Source organism: Alteromonas sp. AWQ4_252, from assembly GCF_056158205.1.
The window spans coordinates 472,344-489,426 of the sequence record NZ_JBSWSV010000001.1 but is presented as its reverse complement, the minus strand read 5'-3'; the positions used below and the strand labels follow the sequence as shown (position 1 = coordinate 489,426).

At 47.1% G+C, this 17,083-nt stretch carries 12 protein-coding genes; 8 read left to right on the top strand and 4 right to left on the bottom strand.

Annotation, left to right across the window (positions count from 1 at the left end; translation table 11 throughout):
- The first annotated feature begins 19 nt into the window (after positions 1-19).
- On the top strand, positions 20-2,344 hold the full coding sequence (locus ACXACM_RS02160; RefSeq protein ID WP_474819480.1) for a GH92 family glycosyl hydrolase: 2,325 nt from the start codon (positions 20-22) through the stop codon (positions 2,342-2,344).
- Between the two features lie 35 nt (positions 2,345-2,379).
- Here ACXACM_RS02160 and ACXACM_RS02155 read toward each other — a convergent pair whose 3' ends face one another.
- Complete coding sequence (locus ACXACM_RS02155) at positions 2,380-3,981, bottom strand: L-lactate permease (protein WP_474819479.1); 1,602 nt, start codon at positions 3,979-3,981, stop codon at positions 2,380-2,382.
- 167 nt (positions 3,982-4,148) lie between these two features.
- Positions 4,149-5,795, bottom strand: a complete 1,647-nt coding sequence (locus ACXACM_RS02150; RefSeq protein ID WP_474819477.1) for a methyl-accepting chemotaxis protein — start codon at positions 5,793-5,795, stop codon at positions 4,149-4,151.
- Between the two features lie 245 nt (positions 5,796-6,040).
- Between ACXACM_RS02150 and ACXACM_RS02145 the strand changes: the two genes are divergently transcribed.
- The 3 genes from ACXACM_RS02145 (at position 6,041) to ACXACM_RS02135 (ending at position 9,278) form a co-directional block, all read left to right on the top strand.
- Entirely contained in the window at positions 6,041-7,327 is a 1,287-nt protein-coding gene (locus tag ACXACM_RS02145) for an alginate export family protein (RefSeq protein WP_474819475.1), read from the top strand.
- 110 nt (positions 7,328-7,437) lie between these two features.
- Complete coding sequence (locus tag ACXACM_RS02140; RefSeq protein ID WP_474824189.1) at positions 7,438-8,103, top strand: tRNA-uridine aminocarboxypropyltransferase; 666 nt, start codon at positions 7,438-7,440, stop codon at positions 8,101-8,103.
- Positions 8,104-8,165: 62 nt separating this feature from the next.
- On the top strand, positions 8,166-9,278 hold the full coding sequence (locus ACXACM_RS02135) for a hypothetical protein (RefSeq protein ID WP_474819474.1): 1,113 nt from the start codon (positions 8,166-8,168) through the stop codon (positions 9,276-9,278).
- Positions 9,279-9,301: 23 nt separating this feature from the next.
- Here ACXACM_RS02135 and ACXACM_RS02130 read toward each other — a convergent pair whose 3' ends face one another.
- Both ACXACM_RS02130 and ACXACM_RS02125 read right to left on the bottom strand, forming a co-directional pair.
- A complete protein-coding gene (locus tag ACXACM_RS02130; protein ID WP_474819473.1) occupies positions 9,302-10,921 on the bottom strand; it encodes a hypothetical protein in 1,620 nt (539 codons plus the stop codon).
- A gap of 5 nt (positions 10,922-10,926) precedes the next feature.
- The gene (locus tag ACXACM_RS02125) at positions 10,927-12,030 is read right to left on the bottom strand and encodes a hypothetical protein (RefSeq protein ID WP_474819471.1); all 1,104 of its coding nucleotides are present in this window, start codon (positions 12,028-12,030) and stop codon (positions 10,927-10,929) included.
- Positions 12,031-12,282: 252 nt separating this feature from the next.
- On the opposite strand from ACXACM_RS02125, the gene ACXACM_RS02120 reads away from it, so the two are divergent.
- The 4 genes from ACXACM_RS02120 (at position 12,283) to ACXACM_RS02105 (ending at position 17,081) form a co-directional block, all read left to right on the top strand.
- Positions 12,283-15,072: an AAA family ATPase gene (locus tag ACXACM_RS02120; RefSeq protein ID WP_474819470.1), complete on the top strand. Its 2,790-nt coding sequence runs from the start codon at positions 12,283-12,285 to the stop codon at positions 15,070-15,072.
- Positions 15,073-15,225: 153 nt separating this feature from the next.
- On the top strand, positions 15,226-15,930 hold the full coding sequence (locus tag ACXACM_RS02115) for a hypothetical protein (protein WP_474819469.1): 705 nt from the start codon (positions 15,226-15,228) through the stop codon (positions 15,928-15,930).
- Positions 15,931-16,006: 76 nt separating this feature from the next.
- The gene (locus ACXACM_RS02110; protein WP_216027318.1) at positions 16,007-16,207 is read left to right on the top strand and encodes a DUF1656 domain-containing protein; all 201 of its coding nucleotides are present in this window, start codon (positions 16,007-16,009) and stop codon (positions 16,205-16,207) included.
- A 7-nt stretch (positions 16,208-16,214) separates the two neighbouring features.
- Positions 16,215-17,081 carry an efflux RND transporter periplasmic adaptor subunit gene (locus tag ACXACM_RS02105; protein WP_474819467.1) on the top strand — a complete coding sequence of 289 codons (867 nt, stop codon included), beginning with the start codon at positions 16,215-16,217 and terminating at the stop codon, positions 17,079-17,081.
- The last annotated feature ends 2 nt before the right edge of the window (positions 17,082-17,083 follow it).

Sequence of the window (17,083 nt, the reverse complement as noted above, 5' to 3'; positions counted from 1 at the left end):
TTAGATAGGATGTAACCGTATGAAATTATTAAAACACCTATTCCCTGTTCTGGTCATGGGTATACCCATGATGGGGTGTCAGCAGGCAAAAGAGATGCAACCTCAGGTGTCGGCGTCTGAGGAATTCACCGCGCAACAAGAGCCCGTTGACTTGGTCTGGCCGTGGCTCGATTCAGCGAATTCCCGTTGGTTTTACTTCAATTCAGCCACCCGACCTTTTGGTATGGTCAATCTCAGTCCTGATACGGAAATCGATGGAGCGTGGGGAAGTGGGTATCGCTACAATACAGAAGAAATTAAAGGGTTTAATCACGTACATGCCTGGCAACTAGCCGGGCTGTCTGTTTTACCCGTGTCCCAGAATAACGACATTGATAGCATAGAAAAAGACTACTTTTCGGCCTTTTCACACAACAACGAAGTTGTAAAAGCGGGTTATCACAAAGTAACACTCGACCGTTATGATATTGATGCTGAGCTGACCGCAACGAAGCGCGTAGGATTTCACCGCTACACATTCCCAGCGTCGTCTTCTACCCCAAAACAAATCCTGTTGGATATGGACGGACAGTTTGGTCCATCGGCCTTATCGAAAGGGGGCTTCAAACAACTGTCAGAGACCGAATTTTCAGGGTCTGTTATTAACGCGCCAACGATTCGGCGTCCAAGACCTACTCCGGTATTCTTTTATATTGAAACCGATACACCTATGGAGATTAGTGAAAACGACACTGCAGTTCTGCTTACCAGCAAAGCACAGAGCAACAAAATCATGATGAAAGTGGCAATATCTTATGTAGATGAAGCTGGTGCGAAGAACAATATGATGTCGGAACTTGCTGGTTGGAACTTTGACGAAACTATCGCAGACGCTCGGAGTGAGTGGAATGAATGGCTGAGTAAAATAAAGGTTACGGGTGGTGATGAGCAGACCCGTCAGCGTTTCTACACCGATCTTTTTCATGCGCTACAGGGACGGAGAACTATCTCAGATGCAGATGGACGTTACTCTGATCAAACGGCTCAAACCCGCAGAATTGGTCAAATCCCTTTGGATATGAATGGTGAGCCTTCTTTTAATCACCACAATTCTGATTCCTTTTGGGGCGCTCAGTGGACAATTCAAACGTTATGGCCACTGGCATACCCTGAAGTTGTGTCCGACTTTACACAATCTATGCTAATGATGGCTGAAGACGGTGGCATGGTGCCACGGGGCCCGTCGGGTGGAAATTATACCTTTGTAATGACAGGCGCATCCTCTACGCCTTTCATCGTTAGTGCTTATATGAAAGGCATCAAAGACTTCGATGAAAACGCAGCTTTTGTAGCTTTGAAGAGGAACCATTTACCCGGCGGTATTATGGCTCGGGCTGGTTACGAACACGAATCCACGGTAGGGGGTGGGTTACCTTACTACATTGAGTCGGGTTATGTGCCTTACCCTTTACCAGAAAAAACTTCGGCGTTTCACCAGGACGGTGCGGGTCAAACACTTGAATACGCCTATCAGGATTACACATTGAGCCAGTTTGCCAGGGCTCTGGGCAAATCCGATGATGCAGCTGAATTTGCTCGGCGCGCCATGAATTACAAAAATCTGTACGATGTGCAGAGTGGATTTATGCGCCCAAAAGATGTCAATGGTAACTGGAAAACCCCGTTTGACCCATTCCAGTATCAGCACGGGTTTGTCGAGTCCAATGCGGCTCAAATGACGTGGTTTGTTCCTCATGACATCCCTGGTCTGGCAGATCTTATGGGCGGAAAAGCAGCGGCGGCAGAAAAGCTTAACGCTGCCTTTGAAGAAGCAGCCAAATTAGGGTTTACCTCTGGCACCGCTCACGAGAAAGAAACACATAAAGAATATCGCCGTATTCCAATAAACTATGGAAACCAACCGTCGATGCAAACAGCATTTATTTTTAATGCTCTCGGCGAACCTGGCAAAACTCAGTATTGGAGCCGTGAAGTAGTCAACAATGTTTACTCTAAATTGTCCCCGGAACTGGGCTTTAACGGCGATGAAGATCAGGGTTTGATGGGATCCTTGTCTGTGCTGATGAAAATAGGATTATTTCAGCTCGACGGTGGCGCCAGTATGACGCCTATCTATCAAATTGGAAGCCCCATTTTCGACCGTATCGATATTGCGCTGAGCGACAAATATTACGCTGGTAAGCGCTTCAGTATCGAAACAGTAAACAACAGCGATGAGAATCGATACATTCAAAAGGCGTGGTTAAACGGTGAACCACTGGACCGTCAATACCTAACTCATGAGGAAATTACCGCCGGTGGTACATTACGTCTGGAAATGGGGTCTAAACCCGCTTCTCATTAGTTCGGTAATGATTATTGCAACAGGTATGTGTGGCGTTAATAAAGTAAAACCCCGCACATACCAGCAATTGTGCCGTACAGTAACATTACCCTGACTGTCATTTTTAGAATCTCGCCGTCTTGCCTGGTTAAAGCTAAAATAGAAGTCACTGCCACAATATTGTTAATGCACACCATGTTTCCCATAGCGGCTCCTACTGATTGCATGGCAAGTATTGTGTTTACAGGCAGGCCCAGTTGCGAAGCAATGGAAGATTGAATACCGGCGAAGGTCAAATTTGAAATAGTAGCTGAGCCTGAGAAGAAAGAGCCGAGTGCGCCAAGAAAAGGCGCAAAAAAATCCCAGTTAGGGCCGGTAAGCAGGGCTAAATGCTGCCCAATCTGTTGTACTGCACTTGCTGTTCCGCCAGGCTCGCTGCCGTCCAACATCATCATATTTACAAATACCAATGCGCCAAACAAAGCAAGAACCGGGTTCTTCATTCTGCTGGCGGTTTCCCTAAATACCGAGGTAGCATTCTGTGGTCGATAGATCCACAAGGTTGCAACTCCCATCACCAGAAAAGGCAGTATTGAAGGCACGTACAACAAGCTGTGCTGCCAACGCTCTGTGGTGTTGAAAATACTCTCCAAAGAAAATACCAATGATGCACTCACACTAAGCTGACCCAGATAACCGAGCGAAACATCAGCGGCGGGCGAGGTCGCTTGCAAGATTGCCTTCAACCCCAGTTGGTGAATGCGGGTGATAACAAGAATGACCACGGTTCCCCAAAGAGGAAAACTGGCTTTGACTAACGCCATGGTGCCAGAATCATGGGTTTCAGCAGGGGCAGTAGAGTTGTCCGTCTGGTGCAGGCCGATGTTGAAGTGGGCCAGCGCCAATGTGATGAACAAGCCGATTCCTCCTCCCAGTAGTGAAGGGAACTCAGCGCTAAACATACTGAGTAGCAAATATGGCAGAGTACAGGAAAGCACAGACGACAGAATAAAAAGGGCGTTTTTCCACAACAGATTTAACGGTTTTACGACAAAAGCTAAACCGGAAAACACCACAAACGGCGCGGCAATGGTGTTTATAAAAGCCGCTTTTACGCTAATGTCAGAAAGCGCTTCTGCGGTTAGTTCTACCAGTGATAATCCAAACCAAATTGGTGTGCCTACTGCACCAAAAGACACAGGAATGCTGTTCATAATTAGACAAAAAACGGCGACACGTAGCGCCGGGAAACCGAGTGATACCAAAATGGGGGCAGCGATAGCTGCAGGCGTACCAAAGCCGCTTGCTCCTTCAATAAGGAATGCGAATGCCCAGCCTATAATCATCAGTTGCGCCACGGGGTTTTGGTTCACCCTGTTTAACCGGGCGCGGATGATATTCAGTGCCCCTGTGACTTCCATGCACTTAAATAAGAAAATAGCACCAGCAATAATGGATATGGGCGTAAATGCCGTGAGTAACCCGCTCAACACGTGCGCGTTGACCCAGGTAAGTTCAAAATTCCAGGCAAAAACCACCAACAGATAGGCGATAAATGCGCACAGAGGAAGGGCATGGCTGGCCGCCATACTTTTCTTTTTGCTCATCAGTACAACAAGCAATACGATGGGGAGGTAGGCGTATAATATTGATGGCATAGAAAGCGCGAGTTGCACGATATTAGTAGAGCCAGTATGTCAATTTATGAGGTGGGATAAAAGAGAGAAGTGATCTTCTGAGATATGATTGTTATGCAGTTATGCAGTTATGCAGTTATGCAGTTATGCAGTTAAGCAGGGAGTGGATCGTCCACTCCCTTAGGGGTTTATACTTTAAACCGATTTACATTGCCTTCAATATTGCGAGACGCAGAGCTGACACTGTCACTGGCTTCGCCCGACAACTCAATGGTTTTCATGACTTGCTGGCTCAGAGTGTTGAGTGCTGACACTGTTTGGTTAAGGTTGTCCACGACCTGACTTTGCTCTTCAGTGGCTGCGGCAATTTGGTAAATACGATCATTTGCACTGACCACCGACGACGTCACCTGATTGAGTTGCTCGTTAAGTGTGTTTGAAATATCAACAACCTCAGACATTTGCGATGAGCCTGTTTCCATGGCATTGACTACCTCTTCAACGCCTTTGTTCAAATTGATAAGCATATCGTTTATATCAGTGGTTGCCTGCTGCGAACGGTTTGCCAGTGAACGAACTTCATCTGCGACCACGGCGAAGCCCCTGCCTTGTTCCCCGGCACGTGCCGCCTCGATAGCAGCATTAAGTGCCAATAGATTTGTTTGCTCTGAAATACCACTGATAACTTCAAGCAACGAAGAAATTTGCTTGGTTTCCATTTCCAATTTCTGGATAACCGTGCTTGCGTGATTAATCGCTTTAGAAGTCTGCGTCACAGTGTCGACAGAAGAAACCACAGCTTTCTGACTGTTACTGGCATCTTCATTCGCAGTTTGAGTATCGCTGAGGGCTATCTGTGTATTGTCAGCAACCTCCCTTAGCGCGTGACTCAACTCATTCACTGCAGTAGCAATCTGGTCGAGGTTGTCGCGCTGTTCTGCGGCAATACTGTTTACGTCTTCTGACGAGGCTAACATAGCTTTTTCAGCGTCAGCTAACGACAATGTATCTGTTTTAATAAGAGAAATAAGACGCTGAAGGTTGTCCATAAGTGCATTGAAAGATACAGCTACCTCAGTAATTTCGTCTTTACCCGAGGTGTCTATTCGTTGAGTGAGATCGCCTTCACCTTTACTTATGGAGTCAAGCATATCCCGAAGTGTGTGGATGCGCTTGGTGATAAGGCGTGGGCCAATCACAATGGTTACTAAACAGGCCAGCACCGCCAGTATAATTGCAATAATAAGGTAAACGGTTTGCTGGCCACTGGAATTGAGGTTCGACTGAGTCAAGTTATCGGCAAGTTGCTCAACCTCAACTCCCACGCGGTCGAAATTGCCTCGTAGCGTTTCAAATAATGGCATGCCCTTGTTGTGGTAGCTAGCCGCAGCCAGAGTGATTTCACCCGATCTCAACTGAGTTAACACCTTATCGTTAACGGCTTCCCAATTTTTAAAATCTTGTTTGTATGACACTGCCTCAGCAGCCACCGAGGGATATGCCTGTGTTAAACGTAACACAGTTTGCATGCGGTCTTTCGCTTGCTGCACGTTTTCTTCGTAGTCAGAAATTAGAGAGGTTGGCACACTGGAGTTATCTAGTTGTACAGCCAACATCAGATCAAGGAAAGCCGAGTGAGCCTGATATAAATCACGATCAGCATTCAGGGCAGCACTTAATGACTGAGTAAATACTGACGATAGTGTCTCTGTGTTTTGAGACAGAAACCGTCCATTTGAAATACTGATAAAACTAACTATAAGTAATAGTATTGCTACAAAGCTAACGGGCACAGATAGTTTTTGTCGTACCGTCATATTATCGAAATTAAACATAGCCACCACTTTACAAACAAGGTTGATATCGATTTGAAATCGCAAAAATCTACTAGATACCATAGCTGAGGTCTTGGGTTTTAGCGAGTCTACTTTGTGCCAATTTAGTGCAATATTTTTATACTCACACACGCGCACTTATACCTAAAGACTGCTAAAGGAGTAAAGCTTTATTCCAAACTCGAATTTATACTTAAAAGTACTTAAGCAATTTGTAAATTTTCAAAATTTAAAAGGTTTTTTCAATGGGTATGTTAAGGAATTTTGCTCTGCCGGTGACAGTAGGCTTTTCATTGGTATCGGGTGTAGCACTTCAGGCGCATGAGCTTGAATTCGATTACAGTGGGTCAGTACGAGCGCGCTATGAAACGCTTAACAATCCGATCTTTCCAACCACTGAAGAGGTCCGGCCTAAAACCAATAATCGCCTTTCAACGCGGATTCGCCTTAAAGGCCAGGTGGATTACGGTAACTGGAATGCTACAGCAGAGATAGAAGACTCCCGTGCTTTTCTGGACGATAACGATCCAACCTTGAAATCATCACAAGTAAATGCGCTTGAGCCAGTACAGTTTTTCATTAGCTATAAAGGTATAAACGAACACATTGAGCGGATTACCGTTGGGCGGGTAACACTGGATCACGGCAGCCGCCGCCTGATGGCCAGAACCCGATTTCGCAATGCTACCAGTTCCTTCGAAGGTGCACTTATCGATACCACCTGGAACGACTGGAGCGTAAGAGGCTTCTATTTACAACCAGTATCACGTTTTCCGGTAGACGCGCCTTCCATTGATGACAATAAGCGCGCTTTTGACAAAAGTTACAGCAATCGTAAGTTTTTCGGTGTGTACGCTGAGTCAAATGATAACGCTTGGAAAATACACAGCTACTGGTTAAAAGAGGACGATTCGGCGGATCTGGCAACGAAAAACCGTGATTTGTATACCTTGTCTGTAGATTACTCAAAAAGCTTTGGTTCTGACTGGAAAGGCAATATTGAGGCAATTGGTCAAACCGGTACTGCGCGACAGTCTTCGTCGGCGTCGGATACCACCGACCGCGATGTGCGTGCCTGGATGGTACATGCTCACATTGGTAAACAAATTACAGACACCACGTTTTTGCGTGCGGAAATCGATGCAGCCAGCGGTGACGACGACGCCACCGACGACAAAATTAACGCCTTTGATTCACTCTACGGATTACGCCGGTTTGATTACGGTCCTACGGATGTGTATCAAACGTTTCCTCGCAGCAACATTTTGGCGCCGGGTTTAAGAAGCGTAACTAAGCTGGGAAGCCAGCACAATATCATGGTCGGCTATAAAGGCTTGTGGTTGCAAAATGTGGCGGCGGGAGAAGAAGACTTTCTTGGCCATCAGTTAGAAGTGCGCTGGCGTTATCAGGCGATGAAGCCTCTGCGACTGGAATTCGGTGGTGCTTATCTGGCTAAAGGTGATGCCCTTGAAACCGGCGCTTATCCGGATAATTCCATGTACGCGTATACTGGTTTTATGTACTCGTTCTAACTGTAAAGAGGGGGGGAGTTCGAAGGTTTTAAATCGAATTCCCTTTTGCCTTCAGGTACACTGCACGGCGTCTGCATACTTCCTGGAACAGCAAAGTGCACAACTCTGTAATGGCCCTTCGTCTTCGAGAACTGGCAAAATCCACCCGCCCCTTCGTAACCCGGGGTAGTCGTGTTGTGCGTTGTGAAGGTTGTTTGCTGCCGGAGAACACTTGTATTTGTGCTGCTCGTCCGGCACCGGTGGCTAACTGTGCATTTGTTTTTTTAATGGCAAAAGGTGAATGTTATAAACCCACCAACACGGGCCGGTTAATTGCCGACGTAGCAAAAGAAAACTATGCATTTAGCTGGTCGCGTACTGAGCCACAGCCCGAGCTTCTCGCACTGTTGATGAACCCGAAATATGCTCCTGTGATTATTTTTCCCCATGATGGTGTATCACCTGATAGATGCATTCACTCTGCGCCTGTGACTGACAACAAAATTCCTCTGTTTATTATGCTGGATGGCACCTGGCGGGAAGCGGGCAGAATGTTTCGCAAAAGTGCGTATCTTCAGCATTTACCCGTGCTTGGCTTGCGACCAGAAGCAGCGTCTGATTATGTTTTGCGAGAGGCATCTCATGCACACCAGTTGTGTACCGCTGAAGTGGGCGTGGCAGTGTTGGCGCTGGCTGGCGAATCTCATGCTGCGCAGCAACTTCAGGTGTACTTCGAGCACTTCCGGCATCAGTATTTATTGGGTAAGCCCCACAGCAAGGTCCGACAGGTCAATTAAGCTTTCTTCGCAATCCATTCTTGTGGCACACTGGCAAATATGAAAGACAAGGATGAAGAATAATGAAGCCTTATCGTCCACTGTTTAAACATATCCGCAATCACACTGCGCTTTTTAGCGACATGAGCCGATACCGCAACGACGCCGTTCAGGCATTAGGTGTAACTGGCTATGAATTTCATAAAACCCCGAAATTTATCACCGAAGATGGGCAACGCCTCACCATTGAACCAGAGCGCAGTATCGTATTGCCTCGTGTTACAGATTTAAAAGGTGTCAAAGCTAAACTGGCCGAATCGATTAACGGCTTTTCGCTGGTGGAACACAGTGAAATTGGCTATCGGTATCCCACGGCGGCCTTAGCCGGCGCCGATGCGCCTTTTATCAAACGCATGCGTTCAGAGTACTTTCACCGGGTGGATGAAGATCGCAGTATTTGCCGCCCGGTTAACTTATCTTACGGCATTAAAAGCCGTGGCAAGGCCGACAACCGTCAGGAATATGAAGTGTGGATGCCCGACGAAGCGCCAGAGCAAAGCCCGTTGCCACTAATGATAGAAAGGTACGGCGAAGATTTACCTAACGACGTGCGTCATTTTATCGAGCAACCCGCGCGGGTACACGGTTGGATGGGAGTAAAGCGTGCTGCTTTTGAGGCCTTGTATCGCAACAAAGCCGAATGCGGCGATTTGATTATTGCGGTGGCCATGAGCGTAGATGCCTACAACATTGGCGCCCGACCCGATTTATCCTATGCACCAGAAGCGGAGAGCTCCATCGCCGTGAGTAATGCCGAACTGGAATGGGAAATAGAGGGCTACTACGCGCCCCGCGACTGGCAGTTTGACCACGATGCCGTGTGGGCAGCCATTAACCACACCCTGAATGCAGTAAATGCACCGCTTATAGACTTGTACGGCAACACACTTATACCCCTTACGGAAAGCAAAACCGAGCGGATTTTATCGACGATTACTGCCATGGGTATTACCAGTGAAGAAATCGAAGCCATGAATTTGCAGCCCTGGGAGTTCATGCTGACGGAAAGCGAACACAGGGTGAAAACCCACGATCCAAGCCGTTCTGTGAATTTTTTAGGCAGGCTGAATCGCTTGTTTTACCAACCTGACCGACAATTGCCGTCGCTTAATTGGATGCATGATTTGATTTCCTGATGTCGCTTCACCCAACCGCAGTTTTAGTCGCTGTTGGGTGAGGCCTCATGTTTTTTTCTATCTTGCGAATCCCTTTTGCCAACGGATTTTGCCGGAGTTTGCTGATTGTTCTCTGTATTTGACTCTGGCGCTGAGTCCTGTGGACGTCCGCTTGCGCCCCCTTCTTTTTCTCGCTCGGCATCCTGATGTGGCAAAATAAAGGCAGACTCTTCACTCACCCCTTTGCTGGCAGTAAGTACGGTGAGGAAGTTGGGTTTGGCGCAACACTCTTTCATCAGACGTGTAAAGCCAGTAAGGTCATCGCTAGGTAAATAGTAAACACGCTTTGTCATGGCTTCTATTTCGTTTTTCAATACCTGCCTTCCCTGCCGTGAATAAGGTTTTTCTATTGCTTCCCTTTTTTCCTTAAGGTGGTCGCTTACCGAAGCTTCTGTTGGCAGTGACCCCAAAATTAAAGAAAGTGAGACAATACCGCTATTATACGTAGTCTCACTGCTATCCGGTTTGTATCGATACAGCAACATGCCTAAAAATAGCCAAGACGCATCGGCTATTTGAAAACGTCTATTTTCCGGCAGGGCAATCTCGTTGTTTTCAGATGGTTCAACGTCGAATAGCGCCCCCTCTTTGCTGAGCAAAAACATTAAATCTTCGCGGTAGTGCTCAATTAAGTCGAGGCTGCGAAGCTCCATTAGACCTATGCCAAAGTTACCGGAACCAAATCCATCAACAATGCTTAGAATATCGAAAAACGCCTCATCCGAATTGACGATATTTATAAGCTTGTCGCGGTAAGTGGTTTTGCCATTAGGCTTGTCTTCCTGCTCAGATGGCGTGTCCTTGTCAGACGGCTCGTCGTTATTAGCCAGTTCTTCAAAAAAAGATTCGATAAAGGACTTTTCGTCATTCTTGGCCTGATCGTCGGATGTCTTCTGATTCGTAATCACACTCCGGTAAGTGGAATTCTGACAGCATCTCTCAATGGTCTGCACCAGGTGATCAAGCCGCGCTTCCAGCGTAGTTTGAAGCATCTGCTCTTTGTCTTCGAAAGCGTGATAAGTAAAATCTCGAAAACACTGTTTAATGGTTTGGGCGAGGTGATCTGATCCAACTTCTGGGATAGCTTCTCGCGATTTATTTGGGGAACGGTTTCGTTTCCTGCTAAAAGGGGATGGGTTGTAAAGGTGTTGACTTGCCTCGTCTGTTTGATGAATGTTGCTGTCTTTGGCAAATAGCAATATGGCACTGCATGCGCGCCGTGCATCAGATATCGCCCGAATAAGCGCAGAGTTGGATTCAGAGACTAACGTCACCTCTGCTTCCATCATCTTGATATGGGCACTAATGGAATCGTTTTCCTGTATTTGCGCCGCCACACCCGCAATACGAATGGCCACCAGAGCGCCAGCAAAACCGAGAGCCCAGCCACCCAGGGCGTCGAACAACCCCGTGTCTTCCTGAGACAGAAACGGGCTAACCAGCTCGGTGGGCAATAGTTGCCAGTAAATGGTGAGCCAAAAAATGAAAAAAGTGACACTGCCAAACAGCAGTGTAAGTACAATCAGTTCACTGGTGGGATTTATAAGGGTGCGTTTCACCCAACCAAATGCATCCACATTTGGTTTTTCTGTATTGTTGCTCATAGATATTAGATCCCGCCCTGACCGCTACCATTTTCTTGGTCGTTTTGCGCCAGAATGGCTTCTATGGCTTTCTTTTGTTCGTCGGTCAGGCTATCCAGCTTGTCTTCTATGGATTTGCGCCAATCGTGGTTAGCGACTCTATTCTTATGTTTTTCAATAAGTGCGTTAAGTTTGTTCTGCGCCGCTTCGCTGTCGGTTAACAGCACTTTGAACAGCTCATCATAGGTGCTTTCACTGAATTGAAGAATAAACGATACAATACGTTTAATTTGTGACGTGTGAATCACTCCCTTGCCCAAGGGAATATCAATGCTGATCTTCAGTTCGCCGTCTGCAGGGTCTAACGACATGGACAAAAATTTGTATTCAAACTGGAACCAGGCCACGGCACTGGCAATCAGGCTATATTTAGTTTTGTCTAAATCGAATTCATATAACCAAGGGGTTTCAAAACGCAACAGGTCATCGTCGGAGTAATCTATTACAATTTGCAGGCTTTGGTCATTTTTTCTGTTCGTGTATGAATCGGTATTAAAACCAAAAATGAAACGCTTGTTTTTTTCATCGTGGTTATGTTTATAGTCCTGATCTTTGAAATACTGTTTAACCACATCTTCAACGTCCATTGCCCCCTGATGAGCGGCTTGAGGAGCTGCACTGATTTCCTCTACCGGCGTGTCGGGTAAATCTTTCGTGGCTTCGTGGGCAGTACCCACAACTTGCATAAGCAAGTGATCGGCGGTTTCAGTAATGCTGTCAAACTGGGTAGCAAACTCCTCAGTGCTTACTTCCGTCGCGTCATACACAACGGCAAAACCGTCTGAATCTATGATGACAACCAGGCCTGAATCTTCGTCTTCCTTCTGAATTTTGTCTTTTCCCTGAGCTTGCAGTACCTTTTGTGCTAGTGCGGTGAAGGGGCCATCATCGTATAAATTGAAAAACAAATGCGCCTTGGTATCACTGCCGTAAACGCTGATAGAGAGGGGCAACATATTGTCTTTAGACTGGCGGCTAATCGTCAACGGGGAGTTGTCAGTGACTGACCAGTTTTCATGCTGTTCGGCAATGCCAGAAAGAAGGGTAGAATAATCTTGCATTAAACTCATAAATGACTCCATTCAATATTCAGGTACAACGTCAATTAACTGCTTTGAGTGTCAGAAAGACGCAATAAAGTGTGCTTTTTGTTTGTGCTTTTAGGTGCTATTAAACGCTATAAACCAATGTAAATCAATCAGCTAATTAACCTTGTGATTATTAAAAGTAATACTTTTATTTTCACGTAAATCTGTGATTTTGCATAATGTCATGCCACTATATCAGGCTAAATAACCCGTGTTTTTTCAGGGACAGACACATTGAGAACACTTCTGCTTTTTGCCAAACACATCGCCCTTAGCGAAGATTGCCACAAACTCTACCAAGAACATTTGACAGCGGCACTGCTATGTCTCAAGCGTCGCACTAACGCCAACACAAGTTCCCAGGCTATCTATAAAAAGCTTTGCGATATTTTATTGCCCGCGCCTGTAGACGTCACAATGATGGCTGACAAATACCGCGATGACATTAGCCAGAACACGTTGGAAAAGATGGTGTCCCGCCCGGTATTGCCATTTTCCAGCCAGCTATCAGCCATTCTGGATATGCTGCAACCCTTAGCCACTAGCGACAATTGGATAAATGATACCGAGTTATTTCACGTCCCCGATGAGTCGGCAAGCTACCGGCAGCAACTCAGTAGGTTAGAGCAGTTAAAACAAACTTTGTTAGGCGAGGTTTACGGGCAGGATCACGCAATTGAATACCTCGTCGATAGCCTTTCGAAAGGCTTGTGGCAGCCCAAGCAAAACCGACCTCAAGGCCTGTTTTTCTTTGCTGGTCCGCCCGCTTCAGGTAAAACATTTCTGGCCGAACGCTTTGCTCACCACTTAAAAGACGGCTATCGTTTCAAGTTGTTCGACATGACCCAATACACCAATGCCAACGAGAGTTTTGGTTTGGTAGGGGCAAAGAAAACATATGACGATTCCGCCCCTGGTGATCTCACCAGTTTCGTGGAGAAACACCCGAAATCTGTCATTGTGTTCGACGAATTTGAAAAGGCCCATTCCCAGGTGCTGCTTTCATTACTGCGTATGTTATCGGCGGGAGTTCTCACCGACGAGTACACCCAAAAAGAGGTGGATTTTCGCCAGGCTATTGTGGTGTTTACGTCGAACCTAGGCAGCGCGGTGTACGAAAAACCTGACTATCTAAATAGCATAGAACAACGCCCGGAGCAGGCACGGGCAGCTATGATAAGTCAGCTGCGCAATGAAACAAAAATGGAGCGCAATACAGAGGTAAAAGCGATCCCGCCGGAAATGCTGTCACGGTTGTCACAGGGCAGTATCGTCTTGTTTAAAACCCTGGGTGTGCCTGAGCTTTTAGAGATTGCAAGAAAACAACTGGCTACTGACTTCACCCATTTCACGAATAAAAGCCGGATTGAAGTAGCTCCAATCTGTGACAACAGCATTCGGCTTTTACTCACCTCTTTTGCACCGTTTTTTGATATTCGTGACATCAAGGCCAATATCAGTACGAAGGTGCTGGACGCAGTGACCGATTTTGTGCGGGAAAACCCTCACATCGAACTACAAAGTGTAACGGTAAATGTCGCAGACGATGTGTTAACCCTGTTTAACAACGAGGCGTGCGACAATCACATTCAGGCACTTAAAATCCGCAACGAAGTGTTTTTTGCAGATGTATCCTGCCATGCACAAGGCGGTAAACTTTCTGTCGTGTTTTCCCAGCCTGGCACAGAGTTACTCATTCACAGTGATGACGCCGGTGGAAGCGGTGGAATCGTGCTGGATATGCCAACTACAGGGTTTGATGACATCGCTGGCCACGACGTAGTGAAGGCGCGGTTAAAAGAAACCATCAATATCATTCGCCATAACGATGCACTGGCCGAAGCCGGTGTGAGTGCGCCGAAAGGGATGGTGTTGTTTGGCCCGCCGGGCACGGGGAAAACTACCCTTGCCAGAGCCCTGGCTAATGAAGCCGGTTTGCCCATTGTCGCTTGTACGGGTAACGAGTTGTTGTCAGATAACTTCATGAAAACCCTGTTTCAACGAGTGAGAAAGTACGCACCGTGCATTTTGTTTATCGACGAAATTGATGCACTGCCTAAACGGGGCGAAGCCGGACCAAAGGCAGATGCACTCATCAACCGGTTACTCACCGAAATAGACGGCTTTACCCAAAGCCGTGCACCGGTATTTATTGTGGCGGCGACTAACCGGCTGGATAAACTCGACGATGCGCTGTTGCGATCAGGAAGACTTGATTTACACGTGCGCGTGCCGTTTTTAGATAAAGCTGCAAGACGATGGTTTATCGAAAAGTTCCTTCGTTATCAAGGTTACAGTCGCGATATTAACGTCGAACTCATTGTCTCCCTTACAGCAGGCATGAGCGGTGCTGATCTGGAAAAAATTCACCGTGAGGCCGTGCTTAGAGGGCTAAGTGAAGGCGCTACGCAGATTTCCCAGGCAATGCTTACGGAAGAAATCAATATTCTCAAGTATGGAGCGAAACGCTCCCTGGATAACTGTGAAAAAACACTGGCAGAAACGGCATATCACGAAGCCGGACACGCGGTTATCTCCAAGGTACTTATGCCTGAACGGGTGATCGAACAGATCAGTGTGGTTCCCCGGGAGCAAGCTCTGGGTATGGTGGCGTACAGCAACGATCAAAATATCGATTACACCAAAGCATTTTGGTTTTCACGCACTTGTGTGGCGCTGGCGGGCAGGGCAGCGCAGGTGGTGCAATTCGGCGAGGAGGGGTTGGACACCGGTGCCAGCAGCGATTTGAAAAACGCTATGTGGTCGGCCTGGTCTGCCATTAGCAAATACGGCATGCACGCCGACAGTTACAATATAGATGCCACTGCGCTAAAAGAGATGGCCGGTGAAACTTATTTCAAACAGCACACTGAAAATCTCATCAAACAGTGGATAGACGACGCAACGGCAAAAACTGACGAACTGGTAAAACAGCACTGGTCAAAAATTGAGAGTGTTGCCAGTGCATTACTCGACAAAGAAGTGTTGTCAGAAGCCCAGTTTCACGCTCTTATTCAGGAGTAAGTCAGTGTATTGAACGCTCGGTGTTTACCGGGCGTTTATACTTGTTTCAGATTGTAACAACGGTCGTAAATATTCAGTTCATCTTCACCTTTCGTTCACTTTCAAAAAGTCAGAATAGCGTCGTTCTCAACACTTCATTACAAGGAATGAAACATGAAACGCACAATGACTTTTTTAGCTTTATCTTTGGCAGCAACACTGGCTCAGGCCAACGATCTGAGTGTGGCTAACCCTGTTACCCGTTCTCTCACATTACAAGACAATGAAATTTTGTTAAGCGGTGGTGTCGCATATGGGAAAACCAATGGCGACAACAATACAGCCGTTATGCTGAATGCGGCGTACGGATTAACAGACAACCTGACACTTGGTGTTGGTGGTTTGCGTTACAACGTTATGCCCAGGGCATACAACGATACCGGATTGGAAATTACCGTAGATGGTGGAGTTCTAGGTGTGTACGAGTCTGCTGAGTTTGGCGATAGCTACGCCCTTGGCGGCGGTGTTACCGGCAAGTATGTGATGTCACAGGATTTAGCGTTTACCTTTTCCGGCCATTATCTATTCTGGAACGAAGACGAGCGGGACAACCGCAGTGAAGTGCAGTTGTCGGCTGGCACCATTTGGCGGGTACATGAGCAGGTGTCTTTGTTCGCCGATGCCCATTACCGGGAGTTAAAAGACTTTGCCCAGGACAATGCGAAAGGGGCATCAGTTGGGGTTATTTATAACTATAGTAACCAGACTGATTTCACCCTTGGCGTGGGTACAAGTGACTTTGACCCTGAAAAAGAAGGCTACGACAATGACAGTGCTTTTGAATCAGTGGTAACGGCATCAATGACTTATCGATTCTGATAAAGTCGTCGAAAAATGATCTTTTCATTGCTTAACACACGAATTAATGTCAAGAATAACGATTTGAGACGATTTTGTGCTAAGCGAATTAACATTGGGCGGCATGCTGTTCAGTCCTATGGTGGTGATTATCCCCCTGGCTTTTCTGCTGTCGCTTGCTACCCGTTACCTCATGTACGCCACCGGTGTTTATCAGAAACTCTGGAAAGCGACGTGGTTTGAGGTAGCGCTTTTTGTTTGTTATCTCGCTGGCACAGTGTGGTTGTTAGCGGGGTAGCCTAACCATGAATAAAGTGCTTCAAGTGGGGGTAACCCTGCTCATTCTCGTACTTGCCGTCGCGGCAGGCCGCTGGGTGTGGAGCTATTATCTGTATTCCCCCTGGACAAGAGATGGCCGCATTCAGGCCGACATTGTCACTCTTGCTCCCGATGTTTCCGGTTGGGTCACCACACTTGCTGTGAAAGACAAACAGCACGTGAAAAAAGGCGACGTCGTATTTCAAATCGACACCAAACGCTATCAGGCGGTGGTAGACGAGCTATCGGCGAGCGTTGAAACCCAGTCTTTAGCCCTTCAACTGGCTGAGCACGAGCTTACCCGCCGTCAGGGTCTTAGAGAGCGTAACACCATTAGCGATGAAGAACTGGAAGCCAGCCGGATAAAGGCCAGTATGGCTAAAGCTGCGCTGGCACTGGCGCAAGCAAAACTCGACAGTGCCCGCATTGATGTAAAACGTGCCACAGTGCGCTCGCCAGTCGACGGCGTGGTGGTAAATATGCTGCTTCGCGAGGGTAACTTCGTGAGCCAGGGTAAGCCGGTATTGTCGGTTGTAGCTGATAATTCCATGTACGTAACTGGTTATTTCGAAGAGACTAAGCTGGCTTTGATCAAACAAGGTCAAAAAGCGACAATAACGCTTATGAGTGGCGGCGAACCTCTCACTGGTGAGGTGGCGAGTATCGGCAACGCCATCGCCGACACCAATACCGCAACAAACAGCCAGTTACTGCCGCAAGTACAGCAAACCTTTAACTGGGTGCGTCTGGCACAGCGGGTACCCGTAGACATTACCCTTACCGAAATACCTGATAACACCCGGCTGGTGGCTGGCATGACAGCCTCTATTCGCTTACAGCCAAACCAGGAGTAGTA